Genomic DNA, 21,813 nt, shown 5'->3' with positions numbered 1-21,813 from the left:
CGCGCTGACGTTATTTTTTTCAGGAGCGTTTATGAGTAAGGCACTGCCGTTGGTGACCCGTCACGGTGACCGTATCGCGATTGTAAATGGACTGCGCACCCCCTTTGCCAAACAGGCAAGCGCTTATCACGGCATTCCGGCGGTGGATCTGGGGAAAATGGCGGTGAGCGAACTCTTGGCCCGCAGCGGGATTGAACCGGTGCTCATCGAACAGCTGGTGTTCGGCCAGGTAGTGCAAATGCCCGAAGCGCCGAATATCGCGCGTGAAATTGTCCTCGGCACTGGCATGAGCGTACATACCGATGCGTACAGCGTGTCGCGCGCCTGCGCCACCAGTTTCCAGGCGATTGCCAACGTAGCGGAAAGCATCATGGCGGGCAGCATCAGTATCGGCATTGCCGGCGGCGCAGACTCCTCCTCGGTGTTGCCGATCGGCGTCAGCAAAGCGCTGGCGCGTACGTTGGTGGACGTCAACAAGGCGCGTACCCTATCGCAACGCCTCAAACTGTTTAGCCGGTTGAAGTTCCGCGATCTGCTGCCGGTGCCGCCGGCGGTGGCGGAATACTCGACCGGTCTGCGCATGGGCGATACCGCCGAACAAATGGCGAAAAGCCACGGCATCACCCGCGAAGAGCAGGATGCGCTGGCGCACCGCTCTCACCAACTGGCGGCCAAAGCCTGGGAACAGGGGCTGCTGCGCGATGAAGTCATGACCGCCTACGTGCCGCCGTACCGCGCGCAAATCACCGAAGACAACAACGTTCGCAAAGACTCCAGCCTGGCGTCATACGCTAAACTGAAACCGGCATTTGACCGCAAACATGGCAGCGTCACTGCGGCCAACAGTACGCCACTGACCGACGGCGCGGCGGCGGTGCTGATGATGAGCGAATCGCGGGCGAAAGAATTGGGGCTGCAACCGCTGGGCTACCTGCGCAGTTTTGCTTTTTCCGCCATCGACGTGTGGGAAGACATGCTGCTGGGGCCATCCTACGCCACGCCGTTGGCGCTGGATCGCGCCGGCATTGGCCTGGCCGACCTGACTCTGATTGACATGCACGAAGCTTTCGCCGTACAGACGCTGGCAAACCTGAAGATGTTCGCCAGCGATGAATTCGCCCAACAAAAGCTGGGGCGCAGCAGGGCGATCGGCACAGTGGATATGGATAAATTTAACGTCTTGGGTGGCTCGATCGCCTATGGCCACCCGTTTGCCGCTACCGGCGCGCGCATGATCACCCAAACGTTGCACGAGCTGAAACGCCGTGGCGGCGGATTGGGGCTGACCACCGCCTGTGCGGCCGGAGGGTTAGGGGCCGCAATGATTGTAGAGGTGGAATAATGAGCTTTGAAAACGCATTGCATGAACAGCGGGCCAAACCCTCGGCTTTTCAACTGACGCTGCGCCCGGACAACATCGGCGTGATTACCATCGACGTTCCGGGTGACAAGGTCAATACGCTGAAAGCCGAGTTCGTCGAGCAGGTGAATGACGTCCTGATCCGCGCGCAACAGCATACTGCGCTGGAAGGGCTGGTGATTATTTCCGGCAAGCCCGATTCGTTTATTGCCGGGGCGGACATCACCATGATTGCCGCCTGCACCAGTGCCAAAGAGGCCGAAACGCTGGCGAAGAAAGGGCAAAGCACGCTGGCGCAGATTGCTGCTTTCCCGGTGCCGGTGGTGGCGGCTATTCACGGCGCTTGCCTGGGGGGCGGGCTGGAGCTGGCTCTGGCCTGCCATGGTCGCATCTGTTCGCTGGATGACAAAACCGCTCTCGGCCTGCCGGAAGTTCAGCTTGGTCTGCTGCCAGGCTCCGGCGGTACTCAGCGATTGCCGCGCTTGATCGGCGCCAGCAAGGCGCTGGACATGATGCTGACCGGCAAGCATATCCGTGCGCGTCAGGCGCTGCGGATGGGATTGGTGGACGATGCGGTGCCGCAGGCGATTTTGTTGCAGACCGCCATTGAGCGGGTCAAGCAGGGCTGGCAGAGCCGACGTGAACTGCCGTGGCAGGAACGCTTGCTCAACGGTCCTCTGGGGAAAAGCCTGTTGTTCAGCATTGTGCGCAAAAAAACGCTGGAGAAAACCCACGGCAACTATCCGGCAGCGGAAAAAATCATTCAGGTGGTGCGTACCGGCCTGGACAGCGGCAGTACCAGCGGTTATGAAGCCGAAGCGCGGGCCTTCGGCGAACTGGCCATGACGCCGCAGTCGGCGGCGTTGCGCAGCCTGTTCTTTGCCTCTACCGCCTTGAAGAAAGAGCGCGGCGGCAATGCGCAACCCCATGCGCTGCACCGCGTCGGCATTCTGGGCGGTGGCCTGATGGGCGGCGGAATTGCCTGCGTGACCGCCACGCGCGGTGGCCTGCCGGTGCGAATTAAAGATGTTAATGAAACCGGCATCAACCATGCGCTGAAATACAGCTGGGATGTGCTTGGCAAGCGGGTACGCAGCAAACGTATGCGTCCGGCGGAACGGCAAAAACAGATGATGCTGATCTCCGGCTCGACCGATTACACCGGCTTTGAGCGGGTGGATATCGTGGTGGAAGCGGTGTTTGAGGATCTGGCCCTGAAGCAGAACATGGTGGCCGAGATTGAACGGCACGCCGCGCCGCATACCATTTTCGCCTCCAATACCTCGTCGTTGCCGATTGGCCAGATTGCCGCCAAAGCGCAGCGGCCGCAGCAGGTGATCGGCCTGCATTATTTCAGCCCGGTCGACAAAATGCCGCTGGTAGAGGTGATCCCCCATGCCACCACCAGTGAGGAAACCATTGCCACCACCGTGGCGCTGGCGCACAAACAGGGCAAGACGGCCATTGTGGTGGCCGATCGCGCCGGTTTCTACGTCAACCGCATTCTGGCTCCTTATATAAATGAAGCGGCGCGTTGTTTGCTGGAAGGCGAACCGATCGAATCGCTGGACAAGGCGCTGGTGAATTTCGGCTTCCCGGTGGGGCCGATTACCTTGCTTGATGAAGTGGGCATTGATGTGGGCACCAAGATTATCCCGGTGTTGGTGGAACAGCTTGGTCCGCGTTTCGCCGCGCCGGCCGCCTTCGATGCGGTACTGAAAGACGGGCGCAAAGGGCGTAAAAATGCCCGGGGTTTCTACCTGTATCCGAGCGAAGGCCAGCAACGTCAGCGGGGCAAGCGCGCCGATACCTCGGTATATCTTCTGCTGGGCATCACACCGAAGTCGCATTTGCAGCCGGCGGTCATCGCCCAGCGCTGCGTGATGATGATGTTGAATGAAGCGGCTCGTTGTCTGGACGAAGGCGTGATTCGCAGCGCTCGTGATGGGGATATCGGCGCGGTATTCGGTATCGGTTTTCCGCCGTTCCTCGGGGGGCCGTTCCGTTATATGGACGAGCTCGGTGCTGAGAAGGTGGTTAAAACGCTGCAATACCTGCAGCAGCAATACGGCGAAAACTTTGCCCCCTGCGAACGCTTGCAGCGCATGGCGCAGCAGGGCGAACGCTTTTATCCGCAAGGGGAGTGAGCGGCGCGGCGGCCTGATTTGTACTAGAGTTGGATCAGGGCCGCAGTGTGATCGCTATCACTCCTTGAAATACCTGCAATCCCGGATGCTATACAGGGAGATAGCGACGGCGTAACGTAACCGGATAGCGCCGAAAGACTGATCGCCATCAATAAGTTTCATGATGGAAAGGTTAAAATTTAACCCGTTGAATTGGTTGTTATGTGAGCGCCATATTCATGTCAGGACGACGTTGATGTAAAAAACAGCATTTTCTTTACGTGAACTTTCAGGCAAAATGCCCGGCCGCCATAAAAAGAGACGGCGCGTTATCGTTTCAAAGCCTTTGCTTTGGGGTTGTAAAACTCGGCGATACAGCACGCTCGGCGTTTCTGTATAGCGTTATTTTGTCAACAACAGCGGTGCAATATGCAAGTTTTGATTATGCGTCACGGAGAGGCGGCACTTGATGCGGCCAGCGATTCGGTAAGACCTCTTACCGTTTGTGGCCGTGATGAGTCACGTCAGATGGCGGCCTGGTTAAACACCAAGTCTGTGGATATTGAACGAGTACTGGTCAGCCCGTACCTGCGGGCCGAACAGACGCTGGAAACGGTGCGCGAAGCCTTGGCGCTGCCGGAAAGCGAAGAAGTGCTGCCTGAGCTGACACCGGGCGGTGATGCCGGTCTGGTGGGGAGTTATCTGCAGGTGCTGGCGCAGCAGGGGGTCAGCTCCGTGTTGATCGTCTCCCACTTGCCGCTGGTGGGGTATCTGGTCGCCGAACTGTGTCCGGGCGAATGCCCGCCGATGTTTGCGACCTCCGCGATCGCCAATGTCGATCTGGCGGCCGACGGCAGCAACGGCAAGTTTGAATGGCAGGTCAGCCCGTCGCAGGTGATGGCTAAAGTGTAGGACGCCGTGTCTTGGGTCCCACCAGAAAAGGGCGATGTTTAACATCGCCCTTTGTCATTCTTGCCGTTTACTCGGCCAGTTCGACCAGCAACAAAATTGCCGCGTTGCCGCCCCATTCCTTGGGAGCCTGGTGGAACGCCAGTACGTCAGGGTGCTGCGCCAGCCACAGCGGCGTCTGCTGTTTGAGAATGTGCTTGCCGTGGCCGTGCATGACGCAGGCGCAGTGCACATGCTCACGCTTGCAGGCGGCAATCAGTGCGCCCAGCTCCTGCTTGGCCTGCAATTGGGTCAGGCCGTGCAGATCGAGAAACAGGTCCGGTGAATAATCGCCGCGCCGCAGTTTTTTTAGCTCAAACGCGCTGTAGCCGGGACGCACGTAGCGTGTCGGTCCTTCCTCTTCCAACTGCGGTTGGTATTCATCCGAGAAATAATAGCTGGCATCCACCTGCTCCTGCAGCAGGCGCTGCGGCGCCATTTGCCGGGTTTTTGGCCTGGGCTTAGGGTGGACAACGGTATCCTGACGCAGTTTTTTTGCGCTTGCTATCGACTCTCTGAAGAGCTGCAATTCATCTTTGCTCAGAGGGTGCTTGTTCTTCATTTTTTATTCACCGGAAATCATTTATCACGACAGTTTACCGTGTCGCGGGTATCTGTCGACGCAAAACTCCCGTCCGAATGAAAATGAGAATGTCTTAACGCGACTATTGCTGCTGATTTGTCGCGGGCTTCATGGCAAACTATGCGGCTAAATCATGAATCACAGTGCCTGCCGGAGGGCAAATTGGACAAAATTTTCGTCGACGAAGCAGTGAATGAACTGCACACCATTCAGGATATGCTGCGCTGGGCGGTGAGCCGCTTCAATGCCGCCAATATCTACTATGGTCACGGAACTGATAATCCGTGGGACGAAGCGGTGCAATTGGTGCTGCCAACCCTGTTCCTGCCTCTGGACATTCCAGAGGACATGCACACCGCACGTTTGACCTCCAGCGAGCGCCATCGCATCGTTGAACGCGTGATTCGCCGCGTCAACGAGCGCATCCCGGTAGCTTACCTGACCAACAAAGCCTGGTTCTGCGGCATGGAGTTCTATGTCGATGAACGTGTGCTGGTACCGCGTTCGCCGATTGGCGAACTGATCAACGATCACTTCAGCGCGCTGATCCCGCACCCACCGCGTCACATTCTGGACATGTGCACCGGCAGCGGCTGCATCGCCATCGCCTGCGGTTACGCTTTCCCGGAAGCGGAAGTGGACGCGGTGGATATCTCCAGCGACGTGCTGGCGGTGACCGAGCGCAATATTCAGGCGCATGGCGTCGAGCATCAGGTTATCCCGATCCGCTCTGATCTGTTCCGCGACGTTCCCGCTATCCAGTACGATCTGATCGTCACCAACCCACCGTATGTGGATGCGGAAGACATGTCCGATCTGCCGCAGGAGTTCCGCTTTGAGCCGGAACTGGGCCTGGCGGCGGGCAGCGACGGCCTGAAGCTGGTGCGCCGCATTCTGGCCTGCGCGCCGGATTACCTGAGCGACGACGGCGTGCTGATTTGTGAAGTGGGCAACAGCATGGTACATCTGATGGAACAATATCCGGATATTCCGTTCACCTGGCTGGAGTTTGATAACGGCGGTGACGGCGTATTCATGCTGACCAAACAGCAACTGGTCGATTGCAAAGAACACTTCAGCATCTACCGCAGCTAAGACTTCTTCGGGCCTGCTCTGGCGGGCCCACAAAGATAATCATTAACGGTAAGGAGCCGTGATGGCAGGAAACAGTATTGGGCAGATTTTCCGCGTCACCACATTTGGTGAATCTCACGGTGTGGCGCTGGGATGTATCGTAGACGGAGTGCCGCCGGGTATCCCGCTTACCGAAGCCGATTTGCAGCACGATCTGGACCGCCGCCGTCCGGGGACTTCGCGCTATACCACTCAACGCCGCGAACCGGATCAGGTGCGCATTCTTTCCGGCGTGTTCGAAGGCGTGACGACCGGCACCAGCATCGGGCTGATGATCGAAAACACCGACCAGCGTTCGCAGGACTACGGCGCCATCAAAGACGTATTCCGTCCGGGCCATGCAGATTACACCTACGAGCAGAAATACGGCGTACGCGATTACCGTGGCGGCGGCCGTTCTTCGGCGCGTGAAACCGCGATGCGCGTAGCGGCCGGGGCGATAGCCAAGAAATACCTGCAGCAGAAATTCGGCGTACAGGTGCGCGGCTATCTGGCGCAGATCGGCGACGTGGTCTGCGAACTGAAAGATTGGGATCAGGTCGAACAGAACCCGTTCTTCTGCCCGGATCCGGACAAGCTGGAAGCGCTGGACGAACTGATGCGCGCGCTGAAAAAAGAGGGCGACTCGATCGGCGCCAAGGTCAGCGTGATTGCCGAAAATGTGCCGGTGGGCCTTGGTGAGCCGGTGTTTGACCGCCTGGATGCCGATCTGGCGCATGCGTTAATGAGCATCAACGCGGTAAAAGGCGTGGAAATCGGCGACGGTTTTGCCGTGGTGACCAAGCGCGGCAGCGAAAACCGCGACGAAATCACGCCTGAAGGTTTCCAGAGCAACCATGCGGGCGGCATTCTCGGCGGTATCAGCAGCGGCCAACCGGTGGTCGCTCATCTGGCGTTGAAACCGACCTCCAGCATCATGGTGCCGGGCCGTACCATCAATCGTCAGGGCGAAGCGGTAGAAATGGTGACCCGTGGCCGTCACGATCCCTGTGTAGGCATTCGCGCGGTTCCGATCGCCGAAGCGATGATGGCGATTGTGCTGATGGATCACCTGCTGCGCCAGCGTGCGCAAAACGGTGATGTGGTTTCTAACGTTCCGCGCTGGTAATTGCGATGAAAAACTGGATGTTAGGCATCGTTGCTCTGATAGCATCAGGTTCTGCCATGGCGTTGACGCCGTGGCAGAAAATCGGGAACCCGGTGGCCGGTGCGGCGCAGGCGATTGGCGGTTTTGCCAATGGCTGCATCGTCGGCGCTCAGCCGCTGCCGCTGAATTCACCGGATTATCAGGTGATGCGCCCCGATCAGCGCCGCTATTTCGGCCACCCCGATCTGCTGGCGTTTATTCAGCGCCTGAGCGGTAAGGCCACCCAAAAGAACCTGGGCACGGTGCTGATCGGCGATATGGCGATGCCGGCCGGTGGGCGCTTTAGCAGCGGCCACGCCAGCCATCAGTCCGGGTTGGATGTCGACATCTGGTTACAGCTGCCGCGCCAGCGCTGGAGCGCGCAGCAACTGCTCAAACCGCAGCCGATCGATCTGGTTTCCGGCGACGGTAAACAGGTAGTGGCGCGTCAGTGGCAACCACAGATTGAATCTCTGATCAAAATGGCGGCGCAGGATGCGGAAGTGACGCGCATCTTCGTCAACCCGGCGATCAAACAACGCCTGTGTCTGGATGCCGGCGCCGACCGCGACTGGTTGCACAAGGTGCGGCCGTGGTTCGGCCACCGCGCGCACATGCACGTGCGTCTGCGTTGTCCGGCAGGCAGCCTGGAGTGTCAAGAACAAGATACCCCGCCGCCGGGCGATGGCTGTGGGGCGGAGCTGGCGAGCTGGTTCGTGCCGCATCAACCCAGCGCCAAACCGGGCAAGCCGGTCCCACCGCCATTGCCGCCTTCCTGTCAGGCTTTGTTAGATAACCATTTCGCTGCGGAATAATAAATGGATTGGTTCGTCGTTGGCCCCGAGATGCTCGGGGTTTTGTTTGTGGTGGCGTTGCTGGCGGGTTTTATCGATTCCATTGCCGGAGGCGGCGGCCTGCTGACCGTGCCGGCGCTGCTGGCGGTGGGGGTTTCCCCGGCGCAGGCGCTGGCAACCAACAAACTGCAATCGGTGGGCGGTTCATTTTCCGCAAGCCTTTACTTTATCCGTCGGCGGGCGGTGGATCTTAACGATCAGAAACTGACGATCCTGCTGGCGCTGATCGGCTCCATCGCCGGGGCGATTCTGGTGCAGCATATGCGCGCCGATCTGCTGCGACAAATGCTGCCGCTGCTGGTGATTGGCATCGGCCTGTACTTTTTGCTGACCCCGCGTCTGGGGGAAAGCGATCGTCAGCGCCGCCTGAGCGCGTTGCCGTTCGGGCTGGTGGCCGGTGGCTGTGTCGGTTTTTACGACGGTTTCTTTGGCCCCGGCGCCGGTTCGTTCTATGCGCTGGCCTACGTGACGTTGTGCGGTTTCAATCTGGCCAAATCCACCGCGCATGCCAAGGTGCTGAACTTCACCTCCAACGTTGGCGGCCTGACGTTTTTTATCATCGGTGGCAAAGTGGTGTGGGGCATTGGCCTGGTGATGCTGATAGGGCAGGTGCTCGGCGCACGCCTGGGCGCACATATGGTGATGACCCGCGGGCAGAAGCTGATTCGGCCCATGATCGTCATCGTCTCGCTGGTGATGAGTTGCAAACTGTTGTACGACAACCACGGCGCGGAAATTCAGCAGTGGCTGGCGCTGCATATTTAGCATGCCAGGAGAGCACTAAAGTGGAATAATTGCCACTTTATTTTTGTGGTTATAGAGTTTTTATTTATGTCAGACACACAGACTATCCATCAATACGCACAACTGATTGATATATTTAATCAATGCTTTAGCGAAGACTACAACACGCGCCTGGTCAAGGGCGATGATGAGCCGATCTACCTGCCGGCCGATGATGAGTTGCCGTACCACCGCATCGTTTTTGCCCACGGTTTTTATGCCAGCGGTCTGCATGAGATCTCGCACTGGTGCATTGCCGGTGAAGAACGCCGCAAATTGGTGGATTTCGGCTACTGGTATTGCCCGGATGGGCGCGATGCGCAAACGCAAAGCGAATTCGAAGCGGTAGAAATCAAACCGCAGGCGCTGGAGTGGATGTTCTGCATGGCCGCCGGTTTCCCGTTTAACGTCAGCTGCGACAACCTGAACGGCGACTGCGAGCCGGATCGTATCGCCTTCCAGCGCAAGGTGCGCGACCGGGTGCTGTCACTGCTGGAACAGGGAATACCCACAAGACCCGCGCGCTTTATTCAGGCGTTACAATCGTTCTACAATACGCCCCCGCTGGCCGCCGGGCATTTTCCTTATCCGGAAGATTTCTGTTAACGCCACAGCTTGCTATTTAAAGAGGAAATTTGATGATCGCAGAATTCGAAGCGCGCATTTTGGCGCTGATTGATGACATGGTAGAGCACGCCAGCGATGATGAACTGTTTGCCGGTGGCTACCTGCGCGGTCATCTGACGCTGGCGGTGGCAGAGGCGGAAGAGCACGGCGAGCACACCGCCGAAGCGCTGAAAGCGCGGGTGGAAAACAGCCTGCACAAAGCCATAACCGCCGGTGAGTTGTCGCCGCCGGACCAGATTTTGGTGCGCGGTATGTGGGAAAATCTGTACCAGACCGCACTGCCGACCGCCTGATGCCTATTACAGGGCGCTTTAAAAGCGCCCTGTAACTTCTGCATTAAACCGCACGCCCTTTTAGCAATTTTCTCACCCACATCCGGTTCGGATTCAATGCCGCCAGCATCCCCGCGTCGCCCGGCAAGGGTTCGCCAAACAGCTGCGCCGCCAGGATCTCTGCCGCCAGCGGTGCCGAACACAGCCCGCGTGAACCCAGTGCGCCAAGAACAAACAGGTTGGGATAAAGCGGGGCGTCCGCCACGGTCTCGCCAAGCTGACGGCGGCGTTGCAAATCCTGATATTGCGTCAGCGTAGCCTGATAGTCCGGCACTGCGCCAATCATCGGCAGGTGATCGCGGGTAGCGCTGCGCACGCCGCAGCGGGCATGGTGTGTGCTGACGTCCACCTCTCGTGGCCATGCCTGTTCCGGCAGGCAGCGCAACAGACGCGCTCGGTTATCCTGCTGCTCTTCCTCGCGGTATTCAGTGGCCGTCTCGCCGCGCTGGTAACTGGCACCGATACAGTGCTGTTGATTATGGGCATTGACCGGCGTCAGATAGCCGTCGTAACACAGTACCTGCTTCAATTCGCTCAACGCCGGGGTGGTGGGTATATGGGAAACCTGGCCGCGTACCGCGTATACCGGCAGCGCTTCACTTTGCGCCAGCTCGGAAAGGCGATGGCCATTGGCTAGGATCACCGTGGCATGCCGGCGGGTTTCGCCATTGCCGAAGCCGAGCTGCCAATTGCCGTCTGTGTGCGTGAGACTGTTTAGGTCGTACTCGTAATGGCAATGCATCCCCTGACGTTGCGCCAACGCAATGGCTCCCCGCGTCAGCTCAGCCGGGCATAGCCAACCGCCTTGCGGGTAGCTGACGCCGCCAAAACCGCTGTCTACGCCGCACAGCGCGCTGAGCGTGGCGCGATCGGCCGGTGCCGCCAGCGCCGAAGGCCATTCAACCGCCACTATATTGGCAATTTTCCCGGCACTCTTCTCATCAAAGGCCAACTGGCTGACGCCGCACCATTGATGATCGAATGCCACGTCCTGTTGCAACAGCGCATCGTACTGGCGGCGGGCAAACGGGAAGGCGGCGCTGAAAAAGGTTTCCAGCGCGTCACCGCGGCCGTTCAGCAACGGGTAGAGCGCACCCTGACGATTGCCTGACGCGCCTTCGGCCGCTTGCGGATCGGCGCAGTACAGCGTTACCTTCGCGCCACGGCGCAGCAGGGCGAGGGCGGTAAGCGCGCTGGCGACGCCGCCGCCGATGATAGCGATATCGTCAGTGTTTTCCGCCGCCGGGCGCAGGAACCAGGGTGCGGGGTGCGGGACCACAGGTGAATCAGCGGGCAACTCGCCGATCAGCATTTCACGTTTCTGACCGAAACCTTTGCTTTTCGTGACGTCAAAACCGGCTTGCTGCAATCCGCGCCGTACAAAACCTGCGGCGGTAAAAGTGGCTAAGGTGCCTCCCGGCCGGGCGAAACGCGCCATGGCGGCGAACAGCTGCTCAGTCCACATATCCGGGTTTTTCGCCGGCGCAAAGCCATCGAGGAACCAGGCGTCGACCTGGTGATTCATGCTGGGGTCAAAGTGCGGCAGCAGCGTGTTGACGTCGCCGAACCACAGATCCAGCGTAATGCGGCCCTGCGCCAGCAGCAGGCGGTGGCAGCCCGGCAACGGCAGCGGCCACTGAGCGCGGAGCTCATCGGCATAGGGGGCCAGTTCCGGCCAGCGTGCGTGCGCGGCCGCCAGATCGGCGTGCAACAGCGGGAATTTTTCAAAACTGATAAAATGCAGCCGTTGCAGTGGGGCATCTTGCATTGCAGCACGAAAACCGGCAAACGCCTGCCACAGGGTTAAAAAGTTGAGCCCGGTGCCAAAACCGGTTTCCGCGACGATAAACAGCGGGCGCGAGTGCTCGCTGAAACGCTGCGGCAGCCGGTTACCCCTGAGAAATACGTAACGGGTTTCTTCCAGCCCATCCTGATTAGAAAAGTAGACGTCATCAAACTGTTTCGAAACAGGTGTACCCTGTTCGTTCCAGGATAACGCTGCGGTTTGGATCGGGGCGTGGCTCACGGTTAGTTGCTCGTAACTCAAGGGGTGACGGGATTCTAACGGGGCTGGCGAAATGGCGCAAACTGGATAAGAATAAAGCTGAAAAACGCTGATCGGACTTGTTCGGCGTACATCTGTACGCTAAAGTGCGATGCAAAATCCCGAATGTAAAATTGTGGAAGAGGTACTGAATGAAACGTGCAGTGATTACTGGCCTGGGAATCGTCTCCAGCATTGGTAACAACCAGCAGGAGGTCCTGGCGAGCCTGCAGGAAGGACGTTCTGGGATCACTTTCTCCCAGGAGCTGAAAGATTCCGGCATGCGTAGTCACGTATGGGGCGATGTTAAACTGGACACTACCGGTCTGATCGACCGTAAAGTGATGCGCTTTATGAGCGACGCGTCCGTTTATGCCTATCTTTCCATGGAAGAGGCCATCAAGGATTCCGGTCTGGCTGCCGATCAGGTTTCCAACGATCGCACCGGTCTGGTGGTTGGCTCTGGTGGCGGCTCTCCGCGCAACCAGGTTGCCGGTTCCGACGGTATGCGCGCCAAAGGCCTGCGCGGCGTTGGTCCTTACATGGTGACCAAGGCCATGGCTTCAGGCGTTTCCGCTTGCCTGGCAACCCCGTTCAAAATTCGTGGCGTTAACTACTCCATCAGCTCTGCCTGCGCAACCTCTGCACATTGCATCGGTCACGCGGTGGAACTGATCCAACTGGGCAAGCAGGACGTGGTATTTGCCGGCGGCGGTGAAGAACTGTGTTGGGAAATGGCCTGTGAGTTCGATGCGATGGGCGCACTGTCCACCAGCTACAATGAAACCCCTGAAAAAGCTTCCCGTACTTATGACGCAGCGCGTGACGGTTTCGTCATCGCCGGCGGCGGCGGTATGGTGGTGGTTGAAGAGCTGGAACACGCTCTGGCGCGCGGTGCGCACATCTATGCTGAAATCATCGGTTACGGCGCGACCTCCGACGGTGCTGACATGGTAGCGCCTTCGGGCGAAGGCGCAGTGCGTTGCATGAAGATGGCGATGCAGGGCGTTGATACCCCAATCGATTACATGAACGTGCACGGGACCTCCACGCCGGTTGGCGACGTGAAAGAACTGGGCGCAATCCGTGAAGTGTTTGGCGACAACACTCCGGCCATCTCTTCCACCAAGGCCATGACCGGTCACTCTCTGGGCGCCGCCGGCGTGCAGGAAGCGATCTACAGCCTGTTGATGGTTGAGCACGGCTTTATTGCGCCGAGCATCAACATCGACAACCTGGATGAGAAAGCCGCAGGCATGAACATCGTGACTCAGCCGACTAAACGCGAGCTGACCACCGTGATGTCCAACAGCTTCGGTTTCGGCGGCACCAACGCCACGCTGGTCATGCGTAAGCTGCAAAAGTAATTTAGCCGTAATCCATGCCAGTTGAAAAAGCCCGCTTCGCAGCGGGCTTTTTACTGCCTGTCGCTGCCCGTTCAGAGTTATCCCAAATTACATCTTTTGACGGATCATTAACGCCCCGTTCAGCCTTTTACGCATACAATAGCCCGATAACGCGATTATCACTCGGCGTAGCGTTTTCAGAGTGATCGAACCTTGAGGCATGAGTATGAAAAAGTTAATTGCGGTTGGGTTGCTGTCAGTGTTTCTGGCGGGGTGCGCGACTGAGTCACCTTGTGTCCCGGTTTATGACGATCAGGGGCGTTTGGTGCACACCAACACCTGCATGAAGGGCACGACGCAGGATAACTGGGAAACCGCGGGCGCTATCGCCGGTGGTGCGGCTGCGGTTGCCGGCCTGACGCTGGGTATTATCGCACTGACGAAATAACCTTCGCGCCAAATCCGATAGTGATAGAAAAGCCCGGCATTTGCACTGCCGGGCTTTTTCACATCACTTCGCCAGAAATGCTTTGAACTGCGGCGTCATCACGGCGCTGAAACCTTCATCGGTTTTGCTGATCAGGTACACCGCCAGCCCTTTTTCTTCCGCCAGTTTCAGCGCTTTTTCCGTCCCCAGCACCATCAACCCGGTATCCCAGCCGTCCGCTTCCAGCGCGGTTGACGCTATCACCGTGGCGGAGACCAGCCGGTGGGTAATGGGCCGGCCGGTAACGGGATCGATAACGTGCGAATAGCGCTGGCCATTCTGTTCGAAGTAGTTGCGATAGCTGCCGGCGGTACTGATGCCGTAGCCTTGCAGATCGACCAGCGCCTGTACCGCATTTTCCCTGTCGGTCGGTTTCTGGATCGCCACCCGCCACGGGTTGCCCTGGCCGTTGACGCCGCGTGAGGACACCGCACCGCCGACCGACACCAGATAGTTGGTGATACCGTTGCGCGCCATCAGCTTAACAAGCTGGTCAACGCCGTAGCCTTCACCCAGGGTCGAAAGATCGACATACATGTTCGGCAGATCTTTTTGCAGCCACTCCCCACGGCTGTCGCTGAGCAATTTGAGATGCTGCAGGCCAGTATTTTTTTGCGCGGCTTCAATCTGCTGCTGCTCCGGCACCTTGACTGCGCGTTTGTCCGGGCCAAAACCCCACAGATTCACCAGTGGACCGACGGTAATATCCATTGCGCCCCGTGTATCGCGGCCGATGCGCTGGGCCATCAGGATAATATCCGCCATCCCGCGTGGGATGGGTTGCGGGTCTGTACTGTGCGATTGGTTGAATCGCGACAGCACCGAAGCGGGGCGGTAGGTGGAAATATCATCGTTGGCCTGTTCGAGCAAGGCGTCGACCTGCTGTTGCAGCAACGGCTTGCTGATCTTAACGTCACCGCTGATTTTGACGCTGTAGAAGGTGCCCATGGTTTTGCCTTCGAGGTCGATCTGCGTACGGGTTTCTTGATCGTTACAGGCGGCAAGCAGGCTGAGCGCGGTGCTCAGCAACAGCCCTTTGGCGATAGCGTTGACCATGAAAAATCCTTAGAAGCGTAGAAAGGCGCTACAAATAAAGTAAAGCGCGGTAAATGAAAAGCGCAGAAAGGTAAAATAGCATTTTGCTGGCATTGCCGCCGCGCTTCCGCTAACGTCTGGCTCCTGATTCCAGATTGATTTTTGAAGCGATAACCATGAGTTCAAACGCCGCTGCCCGGCTGCTCCAGCCGTTCCTGAAAGATCGTTTCCTGCATATCCTGCTGTTGGCCGGTGTGGTGATGGCCGCCCTAAACCCGCAGCAGTTGCCCGCGCTAGCCGGTTTTATCGACTGGCGCACCATTATTACCCTGCTGGGGCTGATGCTGTTGACCAAGGGCGTTGAGGTCAGCGGCTATTTTGATTTTGTTGGCCGTAAAATCATCAACACGTTGCACAGTGAACGGTGGCTGGCGCTGTTTTTGGTGTTTTCCGCCGCGCTGCTGTCTTCGTTCCTGACCAATGACGTGGCGCTGTTTATCGCCATTCCGTTGACCATTACGCTAAAAAAACTTTCCTCGCTGCCGATCAGTCGGCTGATTATCTTCCAGGCGCTGGCGGTCAACGCCGGTTCGCTGCTAACGCCGATCGGCAATCCGCAAAACATTCTGCTGTGGAGCAAGTCGTCGCTCTCTTTCCTGGGCTTTATCATTCAGATGGCGCCGTTTGGCGCGGCGATGATGGTCAGCCTGCTGGTCCTGACCTGGTTCAGCTTCCCGGCGCGGGATATCGTAAAGGCACCGCGTACTGAGGGCTATCCCTATCAGCGGCCGCTGTTGCTGAGCTGCGTGGCACTGTACGCGATTTTTCTGCTGTGTCTGGATATCGGCTTGCCGCTGTACGGCCTGTTGGCGGTGTTTGCCGGTTTCTTGCTATTGGCGCGCCGGGTGCTGTTGCAGATCGACTGGAGCCTGATTTTTGTCTTTATCGCCATGTTCATCGACGTCGGTCTGTTTACCCAATTGCAGGCGATTCAGCCCTGGTTCGCCGATATCGCCCGGCTTGATGACGGCGGCATTTACGCATTGGGGATTGGGCTGTCGCAGATCATCAGCAATGTGCCGGCGACCATTCTGCTGCTCAACTACGTGCCTTCCAGCCAACTGGTGGCCTATGCGGTGAACGCCGGAGGCTTTGGGCTGGCGATTGGCTCGCTGGCGAACCTGATTGCGCTGCGTATGGCAGGGGAGCGCAAGATCTGGCTGAAATTCCATTACTACTCGCTGCCATTGCTGGCCTGGGGGGCGCTGCTCGGCTGGCTATTGGCCTGACACCGGCCGCGCTTTGCTGCGCGGCCAACGCTTTTCTAACCACGCGCCGCCAGCAAACAAATGCTGCGGGTCACCTGATAAGATTTCACAAAGGAACTGACCGGCAGAAACTCAAAACGCGAATGGAAATTGTGTGCGCCAGTGAAGTAGTTCGGCGTCACTACGCCACGGCTGGACAGCGCTGCACCGTCGGTGCCGCCGCGCATCGGGATCACCTTCGGCGGAATGCCGTGTGCGGCGAGGGCGCCGAAAATCAGTTCGATGGCGCGCTTATCATCACCGATTGAATTGCTGATATTGCTGTAGATATCCGTAACGCTGCAACTCACCCTGGCGCGCGGGTAGTTCGCCGCCACCTGCCGCACCACCTCCTGAATATGTTCCTTACGCGCGTTAAACGCCGTCAGATCGAAATCGCGAATCGACACTTTCAGCGTGGCGAGATTGGCGTTGGCGGTGATGTCGTTGAACCAGAAATAACCTTCGCGCCCCTCGGTATGTTCCGGGGTATCCAGGGTATCGAACTGATTGATGATGTCGGTGGCGATGCGAATCGGGTTGATCAGCACGTTCTTCGCCGACATCGGGTGCGCAGTCACGCCCTCGATACGGATCTCCGCCGCCGCCGCATTGAAGTTTTCATAAACCACTTCACCCAGTTCACAGCAGTCGATGGTGTAGGCGAAATCTACGTCAAAGCGCGCCAAATCCAGCGCTTTGGCACCGCGCAGACCGATCTCTTCATCCGGCACAAAGGCCACCACAATATCGCCGTGGCGGTCTGTGGCGCTCAGGTTAGCCAGCAACGTCATCACGACAGTAACCGCCGCCTTGTTATCGGCGCCGAGCACGCTGGTACCGTCGCTGAAAATAATGTCTTCGTTCGGATAGGCCTGGATCTCCGGATGTTCGGCGGTGCGCAGCCAAATGTCATGCTCCGCGTTCAGGCAGAGATCCTGGCCGCTATAGTGCAGACGCTGAGGATGTATGTGCGCCGACAGGCCGACATCGACGGTATCGATATGGGTAATAAAACCGATACGCGGCGCACCAGGCTGATTGCCGGATTTGCGGGCGGTCACGGTGGCGTGTTCGTCGATTTGCACGTCCTTCAACCCCAGTTGGCGCAACTCGGCTGCCAGCAACTTTGCCATATCATGCTGGCCGGGCGTGCTTGGCAGGGCGTTGACGGCGGCATCGCTCTGGCTGGTGACCGCCAGATAACGAAAGAAACGTTCGGTAAGCTGTTCTGCAATGGCGCTGGTCATTCGGGTTCCTCTCGATAAGCTGTCTATCGGTTTTAATGCTAAATCAGCCGGTTGTCCATTGCTGCAATGCTTTCGCTGTCGGAATGCGAGACGCCGCGCAGAATAAAAAAATAGCGGCGCAACTAGGAAATAGTCGCAGGTATCTGCGGCAGAATCGTTGTTAGCTGTGGGGGAAAGGCTGCCCCAACAAAAAATCTTATCGTTAAAGGAGAACCGATGCGCTCACGTAATGCTTTGCTTATTACTCTGTTATCCCTGGGAATGTCTCATGCCGCCTGGTCATCCACCGCTGCCGGCAATGCCAACAGCAACGTCAACAGCCGCGAAGTGGCCAGCGCACTCGGCGGCCTGAAGAACAAAACCTATAATCTGGAGCAGGCGCCGAAGATCCGCATCGCCAGCTTCAATATTGCCGCCGGCAAGGTCAGCGACATGACCGCCATCGCCAAGGCGATCAAGGCGATGAACGTCGACGTGGTGGCGCTGCAGGAAGTGGATAAGCTCACTGGCCGCAGCGGGAAACTCGATCAGGCGGCGGAGTTGGCCAAGCTGACCGGCATGCACGTAGCCTTTGGTCGGGCGATAGACTTTGACGGCGGCGAATATGGCCTGGCGTTTCTGTCAAAATACCCATTGCATGACAGCAAGATTTATCCGTTGCCCTCCGGCCAGCGTGAACAGCGCATTGCCTTTAGCGCCCAGACCGACGTGCCCGAGTTTCCGGCGCCGATCACTCTGATCAATACCCATCTGGACACCAAGGAAGACCCGGCCATGCGCCTGGATCAGGTACGTGAATTAAACGATCGCACCATTGAAATACGCGGCATCAAGCTGTTGTTCGGCGATATGAACGACGTGCCGGGCAGCGTCACCTGGACCGAACTGAGCCGTTACTGGAACGACATCATGCCCGCGACGCAAGATGGCCGCAGCTGGCCGGCGGAAAATGCGGAAATCAAAGTCGATTATATCTTTAGCGGCAATGCCCAACGCTGGCATCTCGACAGCCTGACGGTGCCTAACGCCAGCGGCGACTGGAATGGCATTCACTGGCCTGCGGTCAGCGATCACCTGCCGGTGATTGCCGAGTTGCGACTGACCGAGCAGTAAAGGGCCTGAGTAAACGCGGGGTGGGGATTGACAGCCGCAGAGCCCGCTGCTTACTATCTGGCGATACAACCCAGGGTTCTGGGTTGCGTAGGCGTTCACGTAATCCAACGCGCTCGTTCTTGTTGCCTTTGGCAACGAGAGAAGAGAGCGTTGGAGCCATCTGGCTCTCTCTGTATTTCCCCTTTTGAGTGAGCAATCTATGTCATCTACGATTTCACATGCGGAGCCTTCCGCTAACAAAGCGCTGCTTTCGCTGACCTGCGCGATCTTTCTCACCTATCTGACCGTAGCCTTGCCGTTGCCGGTGATCCCGCTGTACGTGCATTTTGAACTGGGCATGAGCAACCTGATGGTAGGGGTCGCGGTGGGTATTCAGTTTCTGGCGACGGTACTGACCCGGGGTTACGCCGGTCGGCTCGCTGACCGCTTTGGCGGCAAACGCTCGGCGCGACAGGGGATGATTGCCTGTGCGCTGGCCGGCGTCACCTATCTGGCGTCAGCGCTGCTGCCGGCGGCGCCAGAGATCAAATTCGTCCTGCTGATCCTCGGACGCCTGATTTTAGGCTACGGCGAAAGCCTGCTGCTGACCGGCACCCTGACCTGGGGTTTTGGTCTGGTGGGGGCCGCCCGCTCCGGCAAGGTCATGTCCTGGACCGGCATGGCGATCTATGGCTCGCTGGCGGCAGGCGCACCTATCGGCTTGATGTTGCATCAGCACTGGGGCTTTGTGGCGTTAGGCGTGTCTACCTTGCTGCTGCCGCTGATCGCCATGCTGCTAAATATGCGTGTCGCGGCGGTGGCGCCAACGCACGGTGAACGCCCTTCGCTGTGGAAAATGGTGGGCAGCATTTGGCAACCGGGCGTAGCTCTGGCATTGCAGGGCGTGGGTTTTGCGGTGATTGGCACCTTTGTGTCGCTGTATTTTACCGCGAATGGCTGGGGGCATGCCGGCCTGGCGCTGACGATGTTCGGCGTGGCATTTGTGGTGATGCGTCTGCTGTTTGGCCATTATCCCGACAAGTTCGGCGGTATCCGCGTGGCGCTGGTTTCATTGGTGATTGAGGCCTTTGGCCTGCTGCTGCTGTTCTCGGCCGCCACGCCGCTGATGGCGTTGGTTGGGGCGGCCTTCACCGGTTTAGGTTGCTCATTGATCTTCCCCGCACTGGGCGTGGAGGTGGTGAAACGCGTGCCGCCGCAGGTGCGCGGCACGGCCGTCGGCGGTTACTCGGCGTTTCAGGATGTCTCTTACGCCATTACCGGCCCATTGACCGGGCTGTTGGCCACGTCGCTGGGCTATTCCTCGGTATTTATGGCCGGGGTGGTGTGCGCGTTGACCGGCGTGGCTTTCACGCTGTTGTTTGCGCGCAGCAACGCTAAGCGGGAATAATCCGAGCCAGCCGTTCGACGGCGGCGCGGATTTCCCCCGGCGTCAGGGCGGCGAAACCCAACAGCCAGCCGTCGCGCCGCGCCCGCGCCGTTTGATACTGAGCCGCCAGCCCAGGCGTGACCACACCCAGCTGCTGCGCCTGGCGGGTGAGGGCCGTTTCCTGGCCCGGCGGCAGCCAGACGCTGAGTTGCAATCCGCCACCTGCCTGCTGTGGGGTGGCGTAATGCCCAAGTTTTTCCTGCACTTCCTGCAGCAAGAGGTCACGACGGCTGCGGTACAGCTGGCGCATGTAGCGGATATGAGCGGCAAAATGCCCTTGATGGATGAATTCGGCGGTGACCGCCTGCATCAGTTGGGCGCTGTGGCCGTCGTAAACCGTACGTGCGGTGGTAAAAGGTTCCACCAGCGCGGGCGGCACCACCAGATAGGCCAGCCGCAGAGAAGGGAAAAGCGCTTTGGAAAAGGTCCCTAAATACAGCACGTTGCCCTGACGATCCAGCCCCTGCATCGCCGGCATCGGTTGACCATCATAGTGAAATTCACTGTCGTAATCGTCTTCAATAATCCACGCTCGCTGCTGCTGGGCCAACGCCAACAGTTGGAGTCGCCGCGCCAGGCTCAGTGCCACGCCGGTGGGATAGTGGTGCGAGGGCGTCAGGTAAATCAACTGCGGCCTGGGTAACTGCTCGTGTGGCTGCATACCGGCTTCGTCCACGCGGACCGGTACCAGCTCTGCACCTGCGCTGGTAAAGGCGTTTCTGGCGCCGGCATAACCGGGCTCTTCCATCCATACCTTGTCGCCGCTGTCCAAGAGCAGGGCGGCGATCAACTGTAGCGCCTGTTGCGAACTGGTCAGGACCACGACCTGTTGCGCGTCGCAGTTGACCCCGCGCGCCTGGCTAACGTAACCGGCAATGGCCTCACGCAGCGGCAGGTAACCCTGAGGGTCGCCATAGCGCATCAGGGTTTCTCCCCGCAGGCGCAATTGCTGAGCGGTGAGCTGCTTCCACAGTTTTAGCGGGAAGGCGCGCAGATCCGGTGAGCCGGCGGCAAACGGCAGCGGTTGCTGTGGATCACGGCAGCCACCGGTGTGCACGATCTGCCGGCCACGTGATGACAAGCGAGGCTCACCCGTAATTTTGCTGGCAGAAGGGGACTTAACGACGTCTATCGCCACAAAGGTGCCCTGGCCGACCCGCCTCTGCAGATATCCCTCAGCCTCCAGCTGGCTGTACGCCGCTTCTGCGGTCACCCGGGAGACGCCTAAATCCCCCGCCAGAACCCGTGATGAGGGTAACCGCTGCCCACGGCTCAGCGTTCCGTTATGAATAGCGCGGCGCAGCGTGCCGCAAACGCGTTCACGCAAGGTGCCTGCGTCCTGTTCCGGCCGTTGGAAAAGCGAGATTAGCGCACGGGTCATAATGGGTCTTTTCTTGTGGCAATAATGGGTATCAATCATAAGACCAAAATCAGGCAATATTGTCATCAGTCTCATCCACAGGAGTGAATTTTATGGCGGCATCTTCATTGGTTTTGGCATTTCCCCCTGGGCCGGCGGCGCAAAGCCTGGATTATCTTGCGGCGAAATTGAGTTATTACGCGGACGCATGGGACGTGGCGGAAGATCTGCGCAACGGCGTCAGCGAGATCCTGGTGATAGATACCCGAGCGCAAGCCTTGTATGCGGCGGGGCATATTCCCGGCGCTATCAGTTTGCCGCATCGGCTGATGGACGAGGCCGGCACGGCGCATCTGGCGCACGATAAAGTCTATGTCACCTATTGCGACGGCATCGGCTGCAACGGCTCAACCAAGGGGGCGTATAAGCTGGCGCAACTGGGATTCAGAGTGAAGGAGCTGATTGGCGGGCTGGATTTCTGGAAACGCGATGGCCATCCATTGGCCACCGGTGAGCAGCCGGGTTCGCTGCGGGGCACTGCAGCAGGGGAAGACTGCGGCTGTGCCTGATGG

At 58.6% G+C, this 21,813-nt stretch carries 20 protein-coding genes; 15 read left to right on the top strand and 5 right to left on the bottom strand.

Annotation, left to right across the window (positions count from 1 at the left end; translation table 11 throughout):
• Positions 1-31 precede the first annotated feature (31 nt).
• The 3 genes from fadI (at position 32) to sixA (ending at position 4,398) form a co-directional block, all read left to right on the top strand.
• A complete protein-coding gene (fadI, locus tag SERAS12_RS17810; protein WP_013813946.1) occupies positions 32-1,342 on the top strand; it encodes an acetyl-CoA C-acyltransferase FadI in 1,311 nt (436 codons plus the stop codon).
• On the top strand, positions 1,342-3,507 hold the full coding sequence (fadJ, locus tag SERAS12_RS17805) for a fatty acid oxidation complex subunit alpha FadJ (protein ID WP_013813945.1): 2,166 nt from the start codon (positions 1,342-1,344) through the stop codon (positions 3,505-3,507). The genes fadI and fadJ overlap by 1 nt, the downstream gene beginning before the upstream one ends.
• 408 nt (positions 3,508-3,915) lie before the next feature.
• A complete protein-coding gene (gene sixA / locus SERAS12_RS17800) occupies positions 3,916-4,398 on the top strand; it encodes a phosphohistidine phosphatase SixA (protein ID WP_013813944.1) in 483 nt (160 codons plus the stop codon).
• Positions 4,399-4,465: 67 nt separating this feature from the next.
• Here the strand turns inward: sixA and smrB are convergent, their stop codons facing one another.
• Positions 4,466-4,996, bottom strand: coding sequence for an endonuclease SmrB (gene smrB, locus SERAS12_RS17795; RefSeq protein ID WP_013813943.1), 531 nt, complete (start codon positions 4,994-4,996; stop codon positions 4,466-4,468).
• 183 nt (positions 4,997-5,179) lie between these two features.
• Here smrB and prmB point away from each other — a divergent pair, with 183 nt between their 5' ends.
• The 6 genes from prmB (at position 5,180) to SERAS12_RS17765 (ending at position 9,834) form a co-directional block, all read left to right on the top strand.
• Entirely contained in the window at positions 5,180-6,112 is a 933-nt protein-coding gene (gene prmB, locus SERAS12_RS17790; protein WP_006326964.1) for a 50S ribosomal protein L3 N(5)-glutamine methyltransferase, read from the top strand.
• Between the two features lie 61 nt (positions 6,113-6,173).
• Positions 6,174-7,259, top strand: a complete 1,086-nt coding sequence (gene aroC / locus SERAS12_RS17785; RefSeq protein WP_013813941.1) for a chorismate synthase — start codon at positions 6,174-6,176, stop codon at positions 7,257-7,259.
• 5 nt (positions 7,260-7,264) lie between these two features.
• On the top strand, positions 7,265-8,092 hold the full coding sequence (gene mepA, locus SERAS12_RS17780; RefSeq protein WP_013813940.1) for a penicillin-insensitive murein endopeptidase: 828 nt from the start codon (positions 7,265-7,267) through the stop codon (positions 8,090-8,092).
• Between the two features lie 3 nt (positions 8,093-8,095).
• Positions 8,096-8,896, top strand: coding sequence for a sulfite exporter TauE/SafE family protein (locus tag SERAS12_RS17775; RefSeq protein WP_013813939.1), 801 nt, complete (start codon positions 8,096-8,098; stop codon positions 8,894-8,896).
• A 66-nt stretch (positions 8,897-8,962) separates the two neighbouring features.
• Positions 8,963-9,520 carry an elongation factor P hydroxylase gene (locus SERAS12_RS17770; RefSeq protein ID WP_013813938.1) on the top strand — a complete coding sequence of 186 codons (558 nt, stop codon included), beginning with the start codon at positions 8,963-8,965 and terminating at the stop codon, positions 9,518-9,520.
• Positions 9,521-9,552: 32 nt separating this feature from the next.
• Positions 9,553-9,834 carry a YfcL family protein gene (locus SERAS12_RS17765; RefSeq protein WP_013813937.1) on the top strand — a complete coding sequence of 94 codons (282 nt, stop codon included), beginning with the start codon at positions 9,553-9,555 and terminating at the stop codon, positions 9,832-9,834.
• A 43-nt stretch (positions 9,835-9,877) separates the two neighbouring features.
• Here the strand turns inward: SERAS12_RS17765 and mnmC are convergent, their stop codons facing one another.
• Positions 9,878-11,899, bottom strand: coding sequence for a bifunctional tRNA (5-methylaminomethyl-2-thiouridine)(34)-methyltransferase MnmD/FAD-dependent 5-carboxymethylaminomethyl-2-thiouridine(34) oxidoreductase MnmC (mnmC, locus tag SERAS12_RS17760; RefSeq protein WP_013813936.1), 2,022 nt, complete (start codon positions 11,897-11,899; stop codon positions 9,878-9,880).
• Positions 11,900-12,069: 170 nt separating this feature from the next.
• On the opposite strand from mnmC, the gene fabB reads away from it, so the two are divergent.
• Together fabB and SERAS12_RS17750 are read left to right on the top strand one after the other, a co-directional pair.
• Positions 12,070-13,284 (top strand): beta-ketoacyl-ACP synthase I, encoded by a 1,215-nt coding sequence (gene fabB, locus SERAS12_RS17755; protein ID WP_013813935.1) that lies wholly within the window; start codon positions 12,070-12,072, stop codon positions 13,282-13,284.
• A 205-nt stretch (positions 13,285-13,489) separates the two neighbouring features.
• Entirely contained in the window at positions 13,490-13,711 is a 222-nt protein-coding gene (locus SERAS12_RS17750; RefSeq protein WP_004947462.1) for a hypothetical protein, read from the top strand.
• A gap of 63 nt (positions 13,712-13,774) precedes the next feature.
• Here the strand turns inward: SERAS12_RS17750 and apbE are convergent, their stop codons facing one another.
• Positions 13,775-14,806: an FAD:protein FMN transferase ApbE gene (apbE, locus tag SERAS12_RS17745; protein WP_013813934.1), complete on the bottom strand. Its 1,032-nt coding sequence runs from the start codon at positions 14,804-14,806 to the stop codon at positions 13,775-13,777.
• Positions 14,807-14,961: 155 nt separating this feature from the next.
• Here apbE and SERAS12_RS17740 point away from each other — a divergent pair, with 155 nt between their 5' ends.
• Complete coding sequence (locus tag SERAS12_RS17740) at positions 14,962-16,074, top strand: SLC13 family permease (RefSeq protein WP_013813933.1); 1,113 nt, start codon at positions 14,962-14,964, stop codon at positions 16,072-16,074.
• 35 nt (positions 16,075-16,109) lie between these two features.
• On the opposite strand, the gene pepT is transcribed toward SERAS12_RS17740, so the two are convergent.
• Positions 16,110-17,342 (bottom strand): peptidase T, encoded by a 1,233-nt coding sequence (gene pepT, locus SERAS12_RS17735; protein ID WP_013813932.1) that lies wholly within the window; start codon positions 17,340-17,342, stop codon positions 16,110-16,112.
• Between the two features lie 216 nt (positions 17,343-17,558).
• Between pepT and SERAS12_RS17730 the strand changes: the two genes are divergently transcribed.
• Together SERAS12_RS17730 and SERAS12_RS17725 are read left to right on the top strand one after the other, a co-directional pair.
• The gene (locus SERAS12_RS17730; protein ID WP_013813931.1) at positions 17,559-18,455 is read left to right on the top strand and encodes an endonuclease/exonuclease/phosphatase family protein; all 897 of its coding nucleotides are present in this window, start codon (positions 17,559-17,561) and stop codon (positions 18,453-18,455) included.
• Positions 18,456-18,654: 199 nt separating this feature from the next.
• Positions 18,655-19,842, top strand: a complete 1,188-nt coding sequence (locus SERAS12_RS17725; protein WP_013813930.1) for an MFS transporter — start codon at positions 18,655-18,657, stop codon at positions 19,840-19,842.
• Here the strand turns inward: SERAS12_RS17725 and SERAS12_RS17720 are convergent.
• Positions 19,829-21,262: a PLP-dependent aminotransferase family protein gene (locus SERAS12_RS17720; protein WP_371105470.1), complete on the bottom strand. Its 1,434-nt coding sequence runs from the start codon at positions 21,260-21,262 to the stop codon at positions 19,829-19,831. The genes SERAS12_RS17725 and SERAS12_RS17720 overlap by 14 nt on opposite strands.
• Positions 21,263-21,354: 92 nt before the next feature.
• Here SERAS12_RS17720 and SERAS12_RS17715 point away from each other — a divergent pair, with 92 nt between their 5' ends.
• Positions 21,355-21,810 carry a rhodanese-like domain-containing protein gene (locus SERAS12_RS17715; RefSeq protein WP_013813928.1) on the top strand — a complete coding sequence of 152 codons (456 nt, stop codon included), beginning with the start codon at positions 21,355-21,357 and terminating at the stop codon, positions 21,808-21,810.
• Positions 21,811-21,813 lie beyond the last annotated feature (3 nt).

Source organism: Serratia sp. AS12, assembly GCF_000214195.1.
Lineage (GTDB): Bacteria > Pseudomonadota > Gammaproteobacteria > Enterobacterales > Enterobacteriaceae > Serratia > Serratia plymuthica.
This window is presented reverse-complemented; position numbering and strand designations above follow the sequence as displayed.

Excerpts from the sequence above, each read along its gene's own strand:
- fadI (WP_013813946.1), top strand. The coding sequence starts at position 32 with ATGAGTAAGGCACTGCCGTTGGTGACCCGTCACGGTGACCGTATCGCG.
- fadJ (WP_013813945.1), top strand. The coding sequence starts at position 1,342 with ATGAGCTTTGAAAACGCATTGCATGAACAGCGGGCCAAACCCTCGGCT.
- sixA (WP_013813944.1), top strand. The coding sequence starts at position 3,916 with ATGCAAGTTTTGATTATGCGTCACGGAGAGGCGGCACTTGATGCGGCC.
- smrB (WP_013813943.1), bottom strand. The coding sequence starts at position 4,996 with ATGAAGAACAAGCACCCTCTGAGCAAAGATGAATTGCAGCTCTTCAGA.
- aroC (WP_013813941.1), top strand. The coding sequence starts at position 6,174 with ATGGCAGGAAACAGTATTGGGCAGATTTTCCGCGTCACCACATTTGGT.
- mepA (WP_013813940.1), top strand. The coding sequence starts at position 7,265 with ATGAAAAACTGGATGTTAGGCATCGTTGCTCTGATAGCATCAGGTTCT.
- SERAS12_RS17775 (WP_013813939.1), top strand. The coding sequence starts at position 8,096 with ATGGATTGGTTCGTCGTTGGCCCCGAGATGCTCGGGGTTTTGTTTGTG.
- SERAS12_RS17770 (WP_013813938.1), top strand. The coding sequence starts at position 8,963 with ATGTCAGACACACAGACTATCCATCAATACGCACAACTGATTGATATA.
- SERAS12_RS17765 (WP_013813937.1), top strand. The coding sequence starts at position 9,553 with ATGATCGCAGAATTCGAAGCGCGCATTTTGGCGCTGATTGATGACATG.
- fabB (WP_013813935.1), top strand. The coding sequence starts at position 12,070 with ATGAAACGTGCAGTGATTACTGGCCTGGGAATCGTCTCCAGCATTGGT.
- SERAS12_RS17750 (WP_004947462.1), top strand. The coding sequence starts at position 13,490 with ATGAAAAAGTTAATTGCGGTTGGGTTGCTGTCAGTGTTTCTGGCGGGG.
- apbE (WP_013813934.1), bottom strand. The coding sequence starts at position 14,806 with ATGGTCAACGCTATCGCCAAAGGGCTGTTGCTGAGCACCGCGCTCAGC.
- SERAS12_RS17740 (WP_013813933.1), top strand. The coding sequence starts at position 14,962 with ATGAGTTCAAACGCCGCTGCCCGGCTGCTCCAGCCGTTCCTGAAAGAT.
- pepT (WP_013813932.1), bottom strand. The coding sequence starts at position 17,342 with ATGACCAGCGCCATTGCAGAACAGCTTACCGAACGTTTCTTTCGTTAT.
- SERAS12_RS17730 (WP_013813931.1), top strand. The coding sequence starts at position 17,559 with ATGCGCTCACGTAATGCTTTGCTTATTACTCTGTTATCCCTGGGAATG.
- SERAS12_RS17725 (WP_013813930.1), top strand. The coding sequence starts at position 18,655 with ATGTCATCTACGATTTCACATGCGGAGCCTTCCGCTAACAAAGCGCTG.
- SERAS12_RS17720 (WP_371105470.1), bottom strand. The coding sequence starts at position 21,262 with ATGACCCGTGCGCTAATCTCGCTTTTCCAACGGCCGGAACAGGACGCA.
- SERAS12_RS17715 (WP_013813928.1), top strand. The coding sequence starts at position 21,355 with ATGGCGGCATCTTCATTGGTTTTGGCATTTCCCCCTGGGCCGGCGGCG.